The 16,569-nt window shown below is 34.8% G+C and carries 24 protein-coding genes and 1 other RNA gene; 3 read left to right on the forward strand and 22 right to left on the reverse strand.

What is annotated here, in order from left to right; all coding sequences use genetic code 11:
- Positions 1-6: 6 nt before the first annotated feature.
- The 4 genes from CIL05_RS11300 to vrrA form a co-directional block, all read right to left on the reverse strand.
- Entirely contained in the window at positions 7-558 is a 552-nt protein-coding gene (locus tag CIL05_RS11300; protein WP_095655644.1) for a histidine phosphatase family protein, read from the reverse strand.
- 130 nt (positions 559-688) lie between these two features.
- Positions 689-895: a DUF6501 family protein gene (locus tag CIL05_RS11305; protein ID WP_095655645.1), complete on the reverse strand. Its 207-nt coding sequence runs from the start codon at positions 893-895 to the stop codon at positions 689-691.
- A gap of 542 nt (positions 896-1,437) precedes the next feature.
- Positions 1,438-2,397, reverse strand: a complete 960-nt coding sequence (msrB, locus tag CIL05_RS11310; RefSeq protein ID WP_095655646.1) for a peptide-methionine (R)-S-oxide reductase MsrB — start codon at positions 2,395-2,397, stop codon at positions 1,438-1,440.
- An 81-nt stretch (positions 2,398-2,478) separates the two neighbouring features.
- Positions 2,479-2,946, reverse strand: coding sequence for a VrrA/YqfQ family protein (gene vrrA, locus CIL05_RS11315; protein WP_095655647.1), 468 nt, complete (start codon positions 2,944-2,946; stop codon positions 2,479-2,481).
- A 450-nt stretch (positions 2,947-3,396) separates the two neighbouring features.
- Between vrrA and CIL05_RS11320 the strand changes: the two genes are divergently transcribed.
- On the forward strand, positions 3,397-3,726 hold the full coding sequence (locus tag CIL05_RS11320) for a YolD-like family protein (RefSeq protein ID WP_095655648.1): 330 nt from the start codon (positions 3,397-3,399) through the stop codon (positions 3,724-3,726).
- A gap of 32 nt (positions 3,727-3,758) precedes the next feature.
- Here CIL05_RS11320 and CIL05_RS11325 read toward each other — a convergent pair whose 3' ends face one another.
- The 9 genes from CIL05_RS11325 to CIL05_RS11365 form a co-directional block, all read right to left on the reverse strand.
- Complete coding sequence (locus CIL05_RS11325) at positions 3,759-3,977, reverse strand: YozE family protein (protein WP_095655649.1); 219 nt, start codon at positions 3,975-3,977, stop codon at positions 3,759-3,761.
- Between the two features lie 15 nt (positions 3,978-3,992).
- Positions 3,993-4,754 (reverse strand): twin-arginine translocase subunit TatC, encoded by a 762-nt coding sequence (tatC, locus tag CIL05_RS11330; protein ID WP_095655650.1) that lies wholly within the window; start codon positions 4,752-4,754, stop codon positions 3,993-3,995.
- Positions 4,755-4,876: 122 nt separating this feature from the next.
- A complete protein-coding gene (locus CIL05_RS11335) occupies positions 4,877-5,056 on the reverse strand; it encodes a twin-arginine translocase TatA/TatE family subunit (protein ID WP_095655651.1) in 180 nt (59 codons plus the stop codon).
- Between the two features lie 17 nt (positions 5,057-5,073).
- Positions 5,074-5,280 (reverse strand): twin-arginine translocase TatA/TatE family subunit, encoded by a 207-nt coding sequence (tatA, locus tag CIL05_RS11340; RefSeq protein WP_095655652.1) that lies wholly within the window; start codon positions 5,278-5,280, stop codon positions 5,074-5,076.
- A 137-nt stretch (positions 5,281-5,417) separates the two neighbouring features.
- The gene (gene mobA, locus CIL05_RS11345; RefSeq protein WP_095655653.1) at positions 5,418-6,005 is read right to left on the reverse strand and encodes a molybdenum cofactor guanylyltransferase; all 588 of its coding nucleotides are present in this window, start codon (positions 6,003-6,005) and stop codon (positions 5,418-5,420) included.
- A 17-nt stretch (positions 6,006-6,022) separates the two neighbouring features.
- Complete coding sequence (locus tag CIL05_RS11350; RefSeq protein WP_095655654.1) at positions 6,023-6,511, reverse strand: dihydrofolate reductase; 489 nt, start codon at positions 6,509-6,511, stop codon at positions 6,023-6,025.
- A gap of 23 nt (positions 6,512-6,534) precedes the next feature.
- Entirely contained in the window at positions 6,535-7,491 is a 957-nt protein-coding gene (locus CIL05_RS11355; RefSeq protein ID WP_095655655.1) for a thymidylate synthase, read from the reverse strand.
- 138 nt (positions 7,492-7,629) lie between these two features.
- Positions 7,630-8,217, reverse strand: coding sequence for an HD domain-containing protein (locus CIL05_RS11360; protein WP_095655656.1), 588 nt, complete (start codon positions 8,215-8,217; stop codon positions 7,630-7,632).
- Positions 8,218-9,888: a formate--tetrahydrofolate ligase gene (locus tag CIL05_RS11365; RefSeq protein WP_095655657.1), complete on the reverse strand. Its 1,671-nt coding sequence runs from the start codon at positions 9,886-9,888 to the stop codon at positions 8,218-8,220. It lies immediately after the preceding gene.
- A 330-nt stretch (positions 9,889-10,218) separates the two neighbouring features.
- Between CIL05_RS11365 and CIL05_RS11370 the strand changes: the two genes are divergently transcribed.
- Positions 10,219-10,419 (forward strand): cold-shock protein, encoded by a 201-nt coding sequence (locus tag CIL05_RS11370; protein WP_036572880.1) that lies wholly within the window; start codon positions 10,219-10,221, stop codon positions 10,417-10,419.
- A gap of 93 nt (positions 10,420-10,512) precedes the next feature.
- Here the strand turns inward: CIL05_RS11370 and CIL05_RS11375 are convergent, their stop codons facing one another.
- Positions 10,513-11,085 carry an isoprenylcysteine carboxylmethyltransferase family protein gene (locus CIL05_RS11375; protein ID WP_095655658.1) on the reverse strand — a complete coding sequence of 191 codons (573 nt, stop codon included), beginning with the start codon at positions 11,083-11,085 and terminating at the stop codon, positions 10,513-10,515.
- Between the two features lie 144 nt (positions 11,086-11,229).
- Here CIL05_RS11375 and CIL05_RS22625 point away from each other — a divergent pair, with 144 nt between their 5' ends.
- Positions 11,230-11,418: a cytochrome c oxidase subunit 2A gene (locus tag CIL05_RS22625; protein ID WP_095655659.1), complete on the forward strand. Its 189-nt coding sequence runs from the start codon at positions 11,230-11,232 to the stop codon at positions 11,416-11,418.
- Between the two features lie 180 nt (positions 11,419-11,598).
- On the opposite strand, the gene CIL05_RS11385 is transcribed toward CIL05_RS22625, so the two are convergent.
- The 8 genes from CIL05_RS11385 to CIL05_RS11415 form a co-directional block, all read right to left on the reverse strand.
- A complete protein-coding gene (locus CIL05_RS11385) occupies positions 11,599-12,111 on the reverse strand; it encodes an isoprenylcysteine carboxyl methyltransferase family protein (protein ID WP_095655660.1) in 513 nt (170 codons plus the stop codon).
- Positions 12,112-12,113: 2 nt separating this feature from the next.
- Positions 12,114-13,247 (reverse strand): type III polyketide synthase, encoded by a 1,134-nt coding sequence (locus CIL05_RS11390; RefSeq protein ID WP_338066933.1) that lies wholly within the window; start codon positions 13,245-13,247, stop codon positions 12,114-12,116.
- Positions 13,248-13,258: 11 nt separating this feature from the next.
- Entirely contained in the window at positions 13,259-13,414 is a 156-nt protein-coding gene (locus tag CIL05_RS22235) for a hypothetical protein (protein WP_165769112.1), read from the reverse strand.
- A 4-nt stretch (positions 13,415-13,418) separates the two neighbouring features.
- Positions 13,419-14,555, reverse strand: a complete 1,137-nt coding sequence (locus CIL05_RS11395; RefSeq protein WP_095655662.1) for a THUMP domain-containing class I SAM-dependent RNA methyltransferase — start codon at positions 14,553-14,555, stop codon at positions 13,419-13,421.
- A 203-nt stretch (positions 14,556-14,758) separates the two neighbouring features.
- Positions 14,759-15,134: RNase P RNA component class B (gene rnpB, locus CIL05_RS11400), an RNA gene on the reverse strand.
- A gap of 91 nt (positions 15,135-15,225) precedes the next feature.
- On the reverse strand, positions 15,226-15,537 hold the full coding sequence (gene gpsB, locus CIL05_RS11405) for a cell division regulator GpsB (RefSeq protein WP_095655663.1): 312 nt from the start codon (positions 15,535-15,537) through the stop codon (positions 15,226-15,228).
- A 188-nt stretch (positions 15,538-15,725) separates the two neighbouring features.
- Positions 15,726-16,127: a cytidine deaminase gene (locus CIL05_RS11410; RefSeq protein WP_095655664.1), complete on the reverse strand. Its 402-nt coding sequence runs from the start codon at positions 16,125-16,127 to the stop codon at positions 15,726-15,728.
- A gap of 69 nt (positions 16,128-16,196) precedes the next feature.
- The gene (locus CIL05_RS11415) at positions 16,197-16,544 is read right to left on the reverse strand and encodes a DUF1798 family protein (protein ID WP_095655665.1); all 348 of its coding nucleotides are present in this window, start codon (positions 16,542-16,544) and stop codon (positions 16,197-16,199) included.
- Positions 16,545-16,569: the final 25 nt, after the last annotated feature.

The raw sequence follows: 16,569 nt of genomic DNA on the forward strand, positions 1-16,569 counted from the left end.
TTCTTTTCACGTATTCCATAAACATTTGATTGATGTATTGTTTTTTTCATAATTAATTAAATATACATCCGGATTGTTTAACTCTTTCCACTGGTCAAAGCCAAAGTTTTTATCAAATTGGTGAATCAATAATGCTAATAGATTTCCGTGACTGACTAAAATCACATTATTAATATTTTCATCATGATAAATGGATTCAAGTATTGGAGTTGCCCTTAGAATTGCATCATTGGCAGATTCCCCCCCAGGTAAAGAATAATGATGATCATTAAAGGAATGTTCTAATACCTCCATCCAGTCATCAATCGGATCTTCACTTAATATACGCTCTTTTAATCGGTCATTAATTTCAATTTCAATATTTTCTTTTTCAGCATATGGTTTTATACTTTCAATTGCACGTAAATAGGGGCTTGAAATAATTTTATCGATTTTTGTTTGTTGTTCACTAAAAAAAACTGAAAGCAGATGAGCTTGCCTCATACCAATTGTTGTTAATGGTGAATCCTTATGTTGACCATCAGCAGTACAATGACGAACAAAATAAATTTTTTTCATTTTGGATCATTCCCTTTTATTTGGATTATAGCTAGCTCTATTTAACTTTCGAAATAGTAAATAAATTATATCATCAATCGACAAAATTATAAACCATATTCTTATTAAAAATAACAGGGAGAATTCCCTGCTATTTTATTTCTTTAAAATAATCTTTTAGAAAACCACCGATGCGTTCACTATTATCAATTATAAAATAAAATTCATCTGTTTCATTTTTGACATCATATTTTTTTCCTGGTGTTAATTTATCATGTACAATAAATTTCTTAGCATCAGCATGTACACATTCGATTTGTTTTATAGTGTCTCTGTCTTCCCAATTTAAATGTATCATCTCTTTACCAGTCCTCAAATTTGTATTTATTTGTTTACATAATAATATTACAGTTTTACTTTTGTTCATTATTTTGGCTTTTTTCACAAGCTTTGTTACTTTATAATCTTCGTAGTTGATAGAAAGTGCGAAGTAAAATCAATAGTGATAATTTCATCAATCGCTACAGAAATACACTACGCTTTCCGCGGGTGGCTGATGAGCCTCCTCATGCTTCGCACTGCGGGGTCTCATCTAGGCCTCTGCTCCCGCAGGAGTCTTCGTGTATTTCCTTCGCTGAGAGGGTGTTTTGCAACTTCAAAAGGTGATTATTATTGATTGAATTAAACTATTACTACCTATTCTTATTATGGTTGATTGGAGCGTAGGGCAGTCGACTCCTGCGGGAAAAGCACGAGTCTGAAGACCCCGCAGCGGTGGTCTTCTGCGAGGAGGCTGAGGCCGTGCCCGCGGAAAGCGACTGCCCGAAGCGGAAATCAACGGAGCAGTTACGTCGCATTTTATATCTTTCGTGACAAAAAAATACTATTTAAAAACAGATATTATTTAAAGAGGTATAAGTATTTTTCATACCCTTTTTCTACCATTTCTTCTTTTGGAATAAAATGCATGGCAGCGGAATTCATGCAATAACGCAGACCGCCAGCTTCTTTTGGTCCATCTTCAAATACATGTCCTAGATGGGAGTCTGCTGATTTGCTTCTTACTTCTGTTCGAATCATACCATGTGTTGAATCTGTCTTCTCTGTTACTTGATAGTTGTCTACAGGCTTTGTAAAGCTTGGCCAACCGCAGTTCGCATCAAATTTATCCTTTGAAGAAAACAATACTTCACCGGAAATTAAATCAATATAAATACCTTCTTTTTCATTATCCCAATATTCATTTTGGAACGGTCTTTCTGTACCATTTTCCTGCGTTACAACATATTGAATTGGTGTTAACTGCTTTTTTAAGTCTGCTTTATCTACTTTTTGTTTCCAGTTATTATTAATAAAATCTTCCCTCCCCGATCCTTTTTTATATAATCGATAATGAAAAGATTGTTTTTTATAGTAATCCTGATGATTTTCTTCAGCTTTATAAAAAGTTTTAGCCGGAATAACCCCTGTTACAATTGGTTTTGTAAACCTGCCACTGGCTTCTATTTTCTGTTTGGAATTCTCCGCTGTTATTTTTTGTTCTTCATTATGGTAGAAAATAGCGGTTTGATATGATTCACCCCTATCGTGAAACTGCCCACCGGCATCTGTTGGATCAATTTGCTGCCAAAATGTATTGACTAATTCTTCATATGACATAATGGTCGGATCAAATGTGATCTGAACTGCTTCCAGATGACCAGTGGTATTTGAGCATATCTGTTCATACGTTGGATTTTCGATGGTACCACCTGTATATCCTGAAACAACATCTACTATCCCAGGTCGTTCGTCAAATGGTTCCACCATACACCAAAAACATCCACCGGCAAATGTAGCTACTTCATTATTTTTAGTCATGTTAATACCTCCAAAGCCAGATTTATTTGTATCTCTATTTTTTCGTTAATTGGACTAAAAATCAAGTTGAATGACTTATAACTATATAAATAATTTTGGTGTTGACATACCATTATCATTATTTGGTTTGAATGCTGTATCATTTTCTGCATCATTTTGGGAAATATACTGATCTCCCTGAACCGCTTGTTCCTCCTTATCTTCAACTAACTCCTCATCTGTACTTTCTATTTCTTTAAAAGCTTTTATCATTTTATACATTGCAGGTAAATTTTTAACCATTGGTCCATATTCCTTTACGATTGGAGCAGTTGATTCGACCACCTTTAATACTTGCTGTACATTTGTTAATGTTTTGGAAAGACCTCCTACTCCTTTATTGACTATGTTGGCAGAGGCTTGTGGTTGTGTAAAATGCTGCACCATGCTTTGAATATTATTTCTCTGTGTGGGTTGGCTTAAACCCCGGTTTGGAAACATAGAGTTATTTGAACCTTGTTGCATAGGGCCGGGATTAAAACTTCTTGGACGTTGCTTTGGAAACAACATGAATATCCCCCTTTTACTATTTGTCACTTTAGATTATTGTACGTGGTTATTTTAAAAAAGTGTAGGCTATACCCTCTATAATATAGAGTAGATTTAAAAACCTGGATTTCAAGAAAAAATCTCCATTTTTTTGCCAGACTTTTTGAATATCTACTATTAGTTTATTCTTTATAATATTTTAAATAATGATTTATTTCCCGGGTAACCGCAAAAGATTACAAATTCCTACACGTGTCGCAGTTTTTGGCGAAATTGGAATTATAACTCGTTATTCCCTTTTACGATCTTAATTCAGTTGTATTTATAATTTTACAATAATTGATCAAACGTTTGTTTGAAAATTACTTTATGCTAATTACACTGTATGCTCCCTGCTTTTAACAGCTTTTTATATTTAGATATTGTTTAAGAACCTATGTTCGTGTATAGTTGTAATGAGGTGATAATGAGATGCAACAAGATAGGGGTTCGATCAAATGGACATCATTAATGTTGCCGGAGCATGTAGATTTACTGAGGAACTTATGGCAGGAGGACAAAAAAACAAGCAAACCAATCCTTGATCCTCAGGAAATTGAAATAATAAATGATCAATTAATTTATGCATATAAACAGCAGCATTCTGTTGCACTAACTGTTTATAAAGATCATGCAGTAAATGATTATATTGGGACAATAATTAAATTGGATAAAAATACAAATCATGTTAGTTTACAGCTGAATAAATATGAAGAAGTAACTGTTAATTTTAAAAATATTATATCGATCTCGCCAAAATAAATAAACAGCGCTTAAATCAAGCGCTGTTTAAATCAATCTTTCTTTAGTTTGAATACTTCCCATAGTTCATCAAATACAACTAAAGCATTGGCAAAAGGACTATTCCATTCCAGATAATTGCTTACTTCATCATAATCATCCGAGTGTTTAGGGAAATCATGATCAAAAAACGCCCAGTCAGCTAACCGGCTTTTATCATCCGGCTTCTTTTTCCCTCTAAATGTCATTAAAAATTGATAAAATGACCGCATATCCTCACCCCATCATTAAAAGCTATCCTCTTCCATAATTTTTTGATGTTTACGAAGTTTTTTACGATAAACAATCGCTGCCAGATAAATGCTAATTTCATAAAGAATAATCAATGGTACTGCAACAACAATCTGCAGTATAAAATCAGGTGGGGTTACAATTGTTCCAATAATAATCAGTATTAAATATGCATATTTTCTTGTTTTTCTCATGAAGTCAGGTGTAAGTATACCCAGGCTCGTCAGAAACATTGCAAACATTGGTATTTCAAAAAGTACTGCAAAGGGCAGCGTTATACGTAATAAAAACTTAAAATATTTATCTACTGTAAACATTTCATTGAACATACCATCATTCAAAGAAAGTAAAAATGGCATGATTAATTTAATAAACATAATATATCCAAAAACTAATCCACCTATGAACAGCAGGAAGATTGCAGGGATATATGCGAGTGAAGCTTTTCTTTCATTAGGCTTTAGGCCAGGCTTTATGAAAGCCCAAATCTGATATGCCAAAAGAGGAAGTGTTCCTGTGATTGCAACCAGTCCTGCCATTGTAAAATGAATCCATATAATTTCACCAGGACTAATAACTGTTAATTTAAAGTCTAGATCATTAACAAAAAACCAATATATATCTTTAACATATATAAAACCAACGATAAAAAACAAGATAAAGAAAACAGCTGTTACAATAAGTCTGTTCCTCATCTCAGATAGATGTCCAACTAGATTCATTTCTTTTTCATTGTCGAATTGTTCTTCTTCAGACATTCCTTTACACTCCCTAACGCATAAGCGCAAAAGAAGATGTAAGGTTAATGCCCTTACACCTTCATCAAATTCACTTTAAAAGGTTGTTCAAAAAGTCTGGTAAATTTGAACACGCACTTTAATTACTTTTTATTTTCATTACTGCTTGTTTCATCGCCAACAATATCTTTTGTAGCATTCTTAAATTCTTTTAGCGAGCTGCCAAAAGCCTTGCCGATTTCCGGGAGCTTTGACGGTCCAAAGATCACTAATGCAACAACCAAAATTAAAATTAATCCTGGAATGCCTATACTACTAAACATTTAAATCACTCCAATAGTTATTTGCTTTCCTCATCTTTAACAAGTGTTTTCGCTTCTTTAATTTCATCAGAGGCATCACGCGTTAAATCCTGGGCCGAACTTTTGAATTCACGCAGTGTCTGTCCAGCAGCCTTGCCGATTTCCGGAAGCTTTTTTGGACCAAAAATAACTAATGCTATAATTAAAATCAAAATTAATCCTGGTATTCCTATACTGGATAACATAAGTACACCTTCTTTGTAAGTTAGTATTAATTATAATGCATACTTGAAAAAACATCAGTATATTTCCTAAAAAATACACATAACGTTCATAATTGACTAAACTGTAATCGTGTCTAGTTTAACACGTTATTCCAATATTAAACAAGCCATAATGATTTTGCCTCTTCATAGTGTGATGGTTTGTTCATATTAAAAAAATGCCTTTGTAAAAGTTCATCTGAAATTTGACCAAAGTCATGTATAAAATTAACATGGACATCATCAAAGAAACTTTTCACTTTACGTACATCTTTATTTAAATTTCCTTGAATTTTTGGCAGTACATTCTTTTTATAGATTCCGGAAAGTGGATGCAGTTGATCATCAAAAACAGGAACCACTGCATCATAGTATTCCAATTGATTTAATAAATACTCATATACCTTCCCACTAATTAAAGGCATATCACATGCTGCAATTATAAATGCATCTGCATTTTTATGATACATAGCTGTTTCGAATCCTGCTAATGGCCCTTTATCTATATACCTGTCACTGTAAATTTCCAAATTAAGAAATTTGTACACAGAAGGTTCATTGGCAATAACGATAACTTCATCCGTATATGTTTGAAGCTCGTTTGCGATATGTTCAATCACTGTTTGATTTCCCAGTTTCAGCAAAGATTTATTTGTTCCCATTCTGGAGGATTTTCCACCAGAAAGAATAACCCCACAAATATGCATAGCCTCTCCTCTATCCATTATTTTCGATCATATTGTAAAAAGTAATAATCGTACGGGTTTGTATCATTCTTTTCCCCTTTTACTTTTGAAGTTAAATCCCATTGTTCTGCCGGAAATCCAGGAAAGTATGTATCACCATCAAATGCTTCGTCAATATAAGTAATGTACATTCGATCAGCGTAATCTAAAATTTGTTCAAATATATTTCCCCCACCGATGACGAAATACTCTTTATCTGGATTGGATTTACTCCATTCTTTTATAGTTTTCAAATCATTAATTACTTTAACATTTTCTGGGAAGCCTGACTGTTTCTTAGTGATAATAACATTTTCTCTATTTGGTAATGCTCCGCCCATGGATTCAAATGTTTTCCTTCCCATAATAACGGTCTGACCGGTTGTTTTTTCTTTAAAGAAACGCAAATCCTTCGGCAAGCGCCAGGGTAAATCTTTATTAAGCCCGATTACATTATTTTTGTCCATAGCTAATAACAGTGATATCAAAGCAGAAAACCCTCCTTATATTTTTACACAGCAATTGGTGCTTTAATTGTTGGATGTGGATGATAATCAATTATTTCAAAATCATTCAACTCAAAATCAAAAATGCTAGTCTTATCCTGATTAATTTCAAGCTGTGGTAATGACCGTACTTCACGATTGAGTTGAGTATTTACCTGCTCCACGTGGTTTGCGTATATATGTGTGTCTCCCAATGTATGAACAAACTCCCCTACTTCCAGATTACATTCATGGGCGATTAAATAGGTTAACAATGCATAGCTCGCAATATTAAATGGTACCCCCAAAAACACATCTGCACTTCGCTGGTATAGCTGGCATGACAATTTCCCATCAGCTACATAGAACTGAAATAAAGTATGACATGGAGGCAAAGCCATATTCGGTACATCTTCCGGATTCCAGGCGGAGACAATATGACGGCGTGAATCCGGGTTGTTACGGATTGCATCAATCACTTCTTTCAATTGATCAATTGTTTCATTTCTAGATGTCTTCCACTCTCTCCACTGTTTTCCATATACTGAACCCAGATCCCCAAAATTACGAGCAAAATCATCATCATTAAGAATTTTTTCTTTAAAAATTGCCATCTGTTCCTGATATTGTTCATTGAAAACAGGATCTTTCTGACTGCGAATGCCGAAATCGGACATATCCGGACCGGAATATTCAGTGCTATTCACCCATTTTACAAAAGCCCATTCATTCCAGATATTATTATTATTTTGCAGCAGATAGCGGATATTTGTGTCCCCCTTTATAAACCAGAGAAGTTCGCTTGCAACTAATCGAAATGGGACTTTTTTTGTAGTAAGTAAAGGAAAACCCTCTTTTAAATCAAATCGCATTTGATGACCGAATACCGAATATGTGCCGGTTTTTGTCCGGTCTTCCTTCTTTTCACCATTTTCTAATATATGTTTACATAAATTTAAGTATGCTTGTTCGCCTTTAACCATATAATCCCCTCCAGCTATCACGCTTTTTTGCTTTGTTTTATCGCATTTATTGTAACATAAAACACTCCCGGACTTTTAACAAAAGATAGGAAAACAATCAGTTTGGAGAAAAAGATATACCTCCAAACTGATTGTTCACTACCACTCTTTATTAAATTGGTCTAGGAAAATCTCCATAAACCTGTGTCTTTCTTCTGCCATTTCCTTTGCGGACGCTGTGTTCATTAAATCTTTTAATTTTAATAACTTATCATAAAAATGCTGGATTGAGTTCTTTGTGATGTCCGGATGGTAGATCGGTTGACCTTTTGTTCCACCATATGCGAAGGTTCTTGCAATACCGACAGCACCAATTGCATCAATTCGATCAGCATCCTGAACTATTTTACCTTCAAAAGTATTAGGGACGTCCCCTTTACTGAATGATACAGCCTTGATTGCATCATTTATTTGGATTATTTCAGTTCTGGATAGGTGGATTGATTCTAAATAGGTATTCATTTCCTTTATTGCTTGTATTGGATTTGAAAAAAGTTTGGAATCTCCAATATCATGAACCCAGGCTGCCGCTACACAAATGAATGTATCTGCATTTTCTTTTACAGCTATTGTCTTTGCCAGCTCTGCAACACGTTTCATATGATAAAAGTCATGTCCGCTTGAATCATTATGAAAGTAGTTAAATACGTATTCCTCTATCTTTTTTAATATAATTTCTTTCCCCATTTAGAATAATCCAACAATTTTTCCGTCATCCGTAACATCCATATTTAATGCTGCAGGGTTCTTCGGCAGACCGGGCATTGTCATCATATCACCAGTTAAAACAACAATAAATCCAGCGCCTACTGATGGACGCATTTCCCTAATTGAAATAGTAAACCCCTCAGGTCTTCCGAGTAGCGAAGGATCATCTGATAAGGAATACTGGGTTTTTGCCATACACACGGGAAGCTTACCCCATCCCTGTTGTTCATAAAATATAATCTGTTTTTTAGCTTTGGGTGACAGTTCAATATCATCTGCTCCATAAACAGTTTGTGCTATCTTTCTAATTTTAGTTTCCAATGTTTCCTCTAACTCATAAAGTCTTTTAAAGTTTCTCTCTGGTGTTTCTGTTTTTTCAATGATCTTTTCAGCCAGCTGAATGCCACCCTCTCCCCCTTTGGCCCACACATCCGTTAGTGCCACTCCAATTCCTCTTGATTCACACCAGCTTTCTATGAAGCCTGTTTCTGCTGAGGTATCAGTAGGAAATTTATTTATGGCAACCACATAGGGGAGCCCATAAGTTTCTATCGTCTCAATATGTTTTTTTAGATTTTTCATACCTGCTTTTAAGGCATCAACATTTTCTTCTGTTAGATTATCCTTTGCAACACCGCCATGCATTTTTAAAGCTCGTACGGTTGCAACAATAACTACTGCATCCGTATCAAATTCACCTGCACGTGATTTAATATCCAGGAATTTTTCCGCACCAAGATCAGCACCAAACCCTGCTTCAGTTACAACGTAGTCTCCTAGTTTTGCTGCTGTTTTAGTTGCCATAATACTGTTACAGCCATGGGCAATATTTGCAAATGGCCCACCATGAATAATTGCAGGTGTATTTTCAATTGTTTGAACCAGGTTCGGTTTAATTGCATCTTTTAATAATAATGTTAATGCACCTTCAATTTTTAAATCTTTAACCATAACCGGCTCTTCATCGTATGAATAGCCAATTACTATTTTTGCAATTCTCGCTTTTAAATCTTCCAGACTTGTTGATAGGCATAAAATAGCCATTATCTCTGAAGCCACTGTAATATTAAAGCCATCCTCACGCGGAACACCACGCAGTGGACCGCCTAATCCCACTACAATTTGGCGTAATACACGGTCGTTCATGTCCATAACTCGTTTCCATTCAATTCTGCGTGGATCAATATTTAAGTTGTTTCCACGGTGAATATGATTATCTATCATCGCTGAGAGAGCATTATTAGCACTTGTTATTGCATGTAGATCTCCAGTAAAATGCAGGTTGATATCTTCCATTGGAAGCACCTGTGAATAACCGCCACCAGCAGCTCCACCCTTCATTCCCATAACCGGTCCCAGTGATGGTTCACGCAGTGCAATAACGGCTTTTTCTCCAAGTCTATTTAATGCTTGCCCAAGTCCTACAGTTACTGTCGATTTTCCTTCACCGGCAGGGGTAGGATTTATTGATGTCACTAAAATAATCTTGCCATCTGCTTTATCCTTAAATTTATTTAATAAATTATCGGAAAGCTTTGCCTTTGTATGGCCATATGGCTCCCATTCCTCTTCGGATAAATTCAGTCCTGCTGCGATTTCTCCAATCGGTTTAAGTGTAGCCTGTTGAGCTATTTCAATGTCAGTTTTCATTCTTCCTGCTCCCTTCATATCTATCTACTATTAGTGTACCTTTTATTTTACTTAATTTCATTTATTCCAGTAATTTGTTAAGCGTTTTCATTATACCATTTTTTCACCATAAAGTGATGTCGAATTCTTGACAGTACTATGTAAATAAGCTATATTAGGGTCAAGCAAAGAAGAGATATGGAATCATTAATGACACAGGCAGCTTCTATGGAAGTGGATGTAATAGTGATCCAAAACTTCTATAGGGCTGTCTTATTTGATATTCTGTTATTCTACTTTGTATTAACTTTTAACACGTTTTACGTGAAAGTTTTTAGGAGGATTATTTACATGGAAAACGGAGTAGTAAAATGGTTTAACGCAGAAAAGGGTTATGGCTTTATTCAACTGGAAGAAGGAAATGATGTATTCGTACATTATTCAGCAATCCAGGAAGAAGGCTTCAAATCATTGGAAGAAGGACAAGAAGTTTCCTTTGAAATTGTTGAAGGCGAACGTGGTCCGCAAGCAGCAAATGTAACAAAAAAATAAAAATAAAATATATATAAGCGGTAATCTTAGATGATTACCGCTTTTTTTGGTTTCTAAACAATAATAAGTGGGAAAATTACTTTTTTCTTTTACTTAGACAGAAGCTTTCGTTACTGCCATTTCTTTTAGTGGTATCTTTAATAACAACATATAAAGAAGAGGGGAAATAAAGGCAGTAATATATGCTCCAATAAGTAGAGGTAAGATAAACATTTCAAGTACAGTCACTATTGTTTCTGGATTTTTTGTATATTTGTACGGCCCTCTCCTAAGTAGTAAGACTCCAGGCATTATAATATCTTTCATATTCCAAAAGTATCCTAATGACCGTATACACCACAGTCTCCCAAACTGAGTAACAACAAACATAAATAAAAAAAATACATTCAATTCGTTACCAGGTTTTCCTGCCAGCAAAAATTCAAAAAAGGTGGAGAAGTAAAATAGTATATAAAACACTAAAAACAATTTATACCTTCCCCCCACGTTTTCAATCCCTCCCCTTTCTTTCATCCATTGCTCATTTTTCTTTGATCTTTTAAACGAAACATATTTTTGAAATCCAATATAAATTATAAACAACCATATCCAGACTGCCATGATCCTAATCCTCTCCAATTGTTTAAAAACACTTTCTATTAGAGATAGTATGTTCTCCTTATTCATGAATTATTAACAAATCAGTCACATTTCAGTCACAAATTTTATTAACCAAAAAGTTAGTTAAACACTTAAATGTAGCGACATACGAGTTATTGAACAAATAGTGAATCGTCCCCTTCAATACTAAATTAGATTAGTTAATTGTGTATGATAAAAACAAGAGCTGACAATCCTTCGAGAAGGGGTGAAAAGCTGCTAACTGAAGAGAAAAAAAGGACAGATTTTGATCTGGAAAAGGAGCCAAATTTAAAAGGTACATTAATTTCAGTATCGTTAGTAGGGTTATTTATTGTAATTGCCTGGGTTGGAGCTTTTATATTATTTGTTACCAGATGAGCAGAAGAATTTAGGGGGAGTGTTAAGTCATACATTTACACAAATATGAAAAATATTGGCTGACATTTGGTATAGGTGGATGAATTGTATTTTTATTAGTAATTGGATTTGCAGCATTTTATCTTAGAACACATCAGAAGAATAGTAAAAGAGGGCAGCAGGCTTGTCCTCTTTTACTTATCAAAAATTAGCTTTTGCCAATGCTTTTTCTTCCATTGGTATTCTAATCATCAACAACAGAATGTGCAAGATTGGAAAGACAATTGCAGTTATTATAGCTCCAAATATTAATGGTATTGTAAAAAGCTCAATACCTACAATGATGTAATTAGGATGCTTTATGTATGTATAAGGTCCTTTTTTCACTAAAGGAAAATCCTGTAAAACAATTATCTTTGTATTCCAGAATTTACCTAATGTAGCAATACACCAAATTCTGCCTATTTGTGTAATAATAAAAACGAATAACAGAAAATAATTTAACTCTAAGTCCGTAACATCACGAACTAAAGCCTCTACAATCATTGCAACAAAAAAAGAACTGTGAAGAATGATAAACCATTTATAATGTCTCTCCCCTGTCTCCACTCCACCCTGTTCTTTCATCCAGATTTCATTTTTATTAGCAATGACCAATTCAATTAATCGCTGCGCAATAATAATGCATAGTAAAATCCACATAAAAAACTGCATCGTTAGTTCCACTCCAGCAATAAAAGCTCAGAACTAAAACCAGGTCCTAAAGCAGATAAAATACTTACATCATCTTTATTAGTATTTTCCTTCATAGATTCGTAAAGCACATAAAAAACTGTTGCTGAAGACATATTACCATGGTTTGCAAGAACTTTATATGAGTTGGCAAACTTACTGCTGTCAGAGCTTTGTAATACTGACCGCATTGCCTCCAATACCTTTTTTCCACCTGGATGGGCAATAAATGAATGAATCATGCTTTCATTAAGATCTAAATTATTTAAAAATGTTTGGATGTGGATCTCCCAAAATGTGTGAACCAGTGCCGGTATGCTTTTTGAAAAGATCACTTCCAGTCCATTATCCGAAACCTCCCAGCCCATTACAGAAGTACTATCTTTTTTCGTTAATGAACTGGTTTTAGTAATCTTCGGGGTGTTGCTTTTCCGAAAAGAAAGATATGGAGAATCAACACCAACCGCTAACACTGCGCTTACACCGTCCCCGAATAAAGCACTGCCGATCAGGTTGCTTTTTTTTATATCGCTTTTTTGAAAAGTTAAGCTGCATAACTCACAGCAGACAATCAAAGCTGTTTTTTTAGGGTGGGCAGTTAGCCAATCAAACGCCCTGGATAATCCTATGGCACCACCTGCGCAACCCAGTCCCCATAAAGGCATGCGATTGATATCTTCCCTAAAGTTGCGTGAATTTACCAGATGGACATCTAGTGATGGTGTGGCAATACCTGTACTGGAAACAAATATAATCATGTCAATCGCTTCATATGGCACATCTTCTGTTAAAAAATCTTTGTTTGTTAAACAATGGTCAACTGCTTCACAGGTAAGCTCATGGGCGTGGGATTGATAAAGATCATTTCTTTCCTTGAAGGAATGATCTTGTTTTAACCATTCCTTATCAACAACAAACTGTCTGTTTTTCACCTCTGCATTATCAAAAACAGGCAGGTATTTAGCTAGTTGATCCGTAGAAAAAGGGAAAACCTCTTGTACTAAATCCTTTACCTCATCCTGTGATAGATTATGTTCGGGAATCCCAACACCAACTGAATTAATGAATGACATAATACCACCTCTTGCAAGATATTTATTAGTAGTATTATGCATCATTATAGTCAGGTTTATTTATAAAGGTAGTTAAAAAAGTGCTGCTCCACTCCCTTATTTGGGATTTTCGTACGCATATCGCAATGCGTTAATAAAATAATTTCACGATACGAATTTTGTTCCTTTAATAATTCTTTGAAATCTTTTTCGATTAAATAAGTGTTGTTCATTAATTTATTCACCTTTTTGTTTTTTGCCGAAATACTGGTAATAATTTGTTTGAATGAACCCATTAAATAATTTTCTTTTTTTGGTTGCTTTTTGTTCGTATTGTTTTTCAAAGTTTTCAAATGCCGTTAAAATATATACACTCCAGGAAGGATGGTCTTTCATAACACTGCCAAAATCCCTGTAGATTTCGGCTACTTTATCTTTATCTCCTAGCCGCTCACCATATGGCGGGTTCCCGATAATATATCCATTTTCTTTTCGGATGTATAAATCTTTGACCTGCATTTGCTTCCATTTGATGAGGTCACCTAAACCAGCTTCCATTGCATTTTCTCCTGATATTTTTATTAGACTATGATCAATATCTGACCCGGTTATCTCCAGTTTTTGATCATAATTCGCTTTATCCTCTGCTTCCTGAAAAGCTTCTTCCCAAAGTTTACTTTTTATAAAATCCCAATTTTCAGAAGCGAATTCCCTATTAAAACCCGGAGCAATATTTTGTCCGATTAAGGCAGCTTCAATTGCGATTGTTCCCGAACCGCAAAAAGGATCAATTAATGGATATTCAGGTTTCCAGTTTGTTAGCATAACGAGTGCAGCTGCCATCGTTTCCTTAAGAGGTGCCTCACCTTGACCAATCCGGTAACCCCGTTTGTGCAGGCCCGCTCCGGATGTGTCGATTGTTAGTGTCGCTATGTCTTTCAATAGAGAAACTTCTACTTTATAATCAGCACCTGTTTCCGGCATTTTCGTTGCCAAGCCATATTTAAGCTTCAGTCGCTCGGCAATAGCCTTTTTGACAATTGCCTGGCAATCAGGAACACTGTACAATTTGGAATTGACTGATTTACCGCTAACAGGAAATTTCCCTTCTTCTGAAATAAATTCTTCCCATGGTAACGCTTTTGTTGACTCAAACAATTCGTCAAAGGATGTTGTATTAAATCTGCCTACAAGTAACCTTATGCGATCTGCTGAGCGAAGCCATAAATTACAACGGGGAATAGCCGAGACAGGAGCTTCAAAGATCACCTTCCCATTTTCTACGTTTACCTCATATCCCAATTGTTTTACTTCGTTGGCAACAACTGATTCAAGTCCCATTGCAGCTGTTGCGATTAGTGTTACATTCTTCATATGTACCTTACCTCACAATTCAAAATTAAATTAGTTTTATTTTATCATAACCTATTCCTAAAAATGAAAACATACCCATTGTATTAACCCAAATTTAACTTAAGTGTACTCACAATTAATAGTTGTTTAAACAGAAAAAACCTTTCCAATAGCGAAAATGCTATCAGAAAGGTTTGTATACGTACAGTATAGACCATTAAATACTCGATAAGCCATGTTCTGTTCCATAGTACTGAAAACGGTGGTCAGCCTCGTACGTTGGTCGTAATCATCTATCTACAAGTATATACTTGTCCCTTGTTCGGTTGAATTCCCTACTAAAGGATGCCCCTACCATTGTTTGGGTTGCTCACTCATGGGGTTTACCTCGTTCCACCCGAAATGTTTCCATCCCGACTACGTCACTGTGGCACTTTCAAGGGTTCTATTTCATATCAAAAGACTTAGAAATATTTCCTGCCGTTAGCTTGGTAAGCTACCTTGACTTATGATTTCGTCAAGCACGAACACTACAAACATCTCAGTTTGTGTGAGCATGGACTTTCCTCTGTATTTTACATACAGCGATTACCTGAGTATTTAACTTTAAACTGCTATTAATAATAGCACAAATATGGCTATCCTTCAACAAGAATAAAATGGCAAGCCAGTAAAATATTTAAAGCTCGAATTAGCTTTCAGTATTAGCATATTTCTTACCAAAGACTGCCTTTTCCAGATTAGACAGTCGTTTTAGGACATCATAATTAACCTGTGTATTTGGTTGTGGTGATCTTGTTCTGGTTTGTTCTACTGAATTTTTTTTCTTTAAATTTTCGTTTTCTTGCTGTAATCTGCTGATTTCCTGATTAAATGCATCATAATCCTTAATGATCGAATCCAGAAACTCATCCACTTCTTCCTGGTTGTAACCACGCATCGCTGTTTTAAATTCTTTTTCCAAAATGTCTTTTCCACTTAGCTGAACACGACTTAAACTCATTTTATCACCTCGTAATTTTTACACGACTATTTTTTCAAATAATGTACATCATGTCAATTTTAATTTTATTTCTGATTTCACAATTTAATGTCTATTCTACTTTATAACTATTATACCATTTAAAAAAGGAAACTGAAAAAAACAGCTTCCTTTTTGTTTGCCCTATCTATGATTATAATTTAAATTATTTATTTTTCAAGCATATCTTCCGGCTGAAAAGAGAATGGTAGCAAATTTTCCATTGAAATAGTTTTGATGTCCAGCTTTAAATTAGTGAGATGAATAGTCATATCACTTTGAAAGAATTCACTCATAACCTGACGACATGATCCACAAGGTGGTACAGGTCTTTTCGTATCTGCAGCGACAGCCATTTCTGAAAACTTAGTTTCTCCATCAGCAATCGCTTTGAAAATTGCAACCCTTTCAGCACAGCAAGTAACTGGATATGCTGCATTTTCAATATTACAGCCCGTATATATTTTTCCGGATTCTGTTAATAAAGCAGCTCCTACAGGGAATTTTGAATATGGTACATATGCTTTATCTCTTATTTTAATTGCTTCATTAATTAAATTATCTTTTGTCAAAACGTTTCCCCCTTCACAGATGTGGAACGTTATTATAAGAGATTTCCCCTCTTTTGTAAAGCGTTTTCACTATAACTCTCTGAGTAATTGATCAAAAATATAATGAATGGAATTATTTAGCTCCATATAACGTTTACGCTTTACATCAATATAATAGCTATGCATTAATAACAACTCCATGTTCTCTCTTGTTGAAGTAACCTGTTGCGGATGTAAATTTACTTTTCTTTCCTTAACAACTTCAAGCACAGCTTCTTCCCATAAACCCAGTAGTTGATAAATAGGTGATGTCTCTTCTTTCACCATTCGAAAAAACTGTTTATCTTTTCTATCTTTGGGAGGATTATTACTTTCATAAATCTCCTTTAAATTGTTGAGATGCTGTTTTAATTGTTTTGTTTTACTTTTTAAATCCATCTGAAAAAACCGCCTTTTATAACTA

Source organism: Virgibacillus profundi, from assembly GCF_002287375.1.
Lineage (GTDB): Bacteria > Bacillota > Bacilli > Bacillales > Amphibacillaceae > Virgibacillus_K > Virgibacillus_K profundi.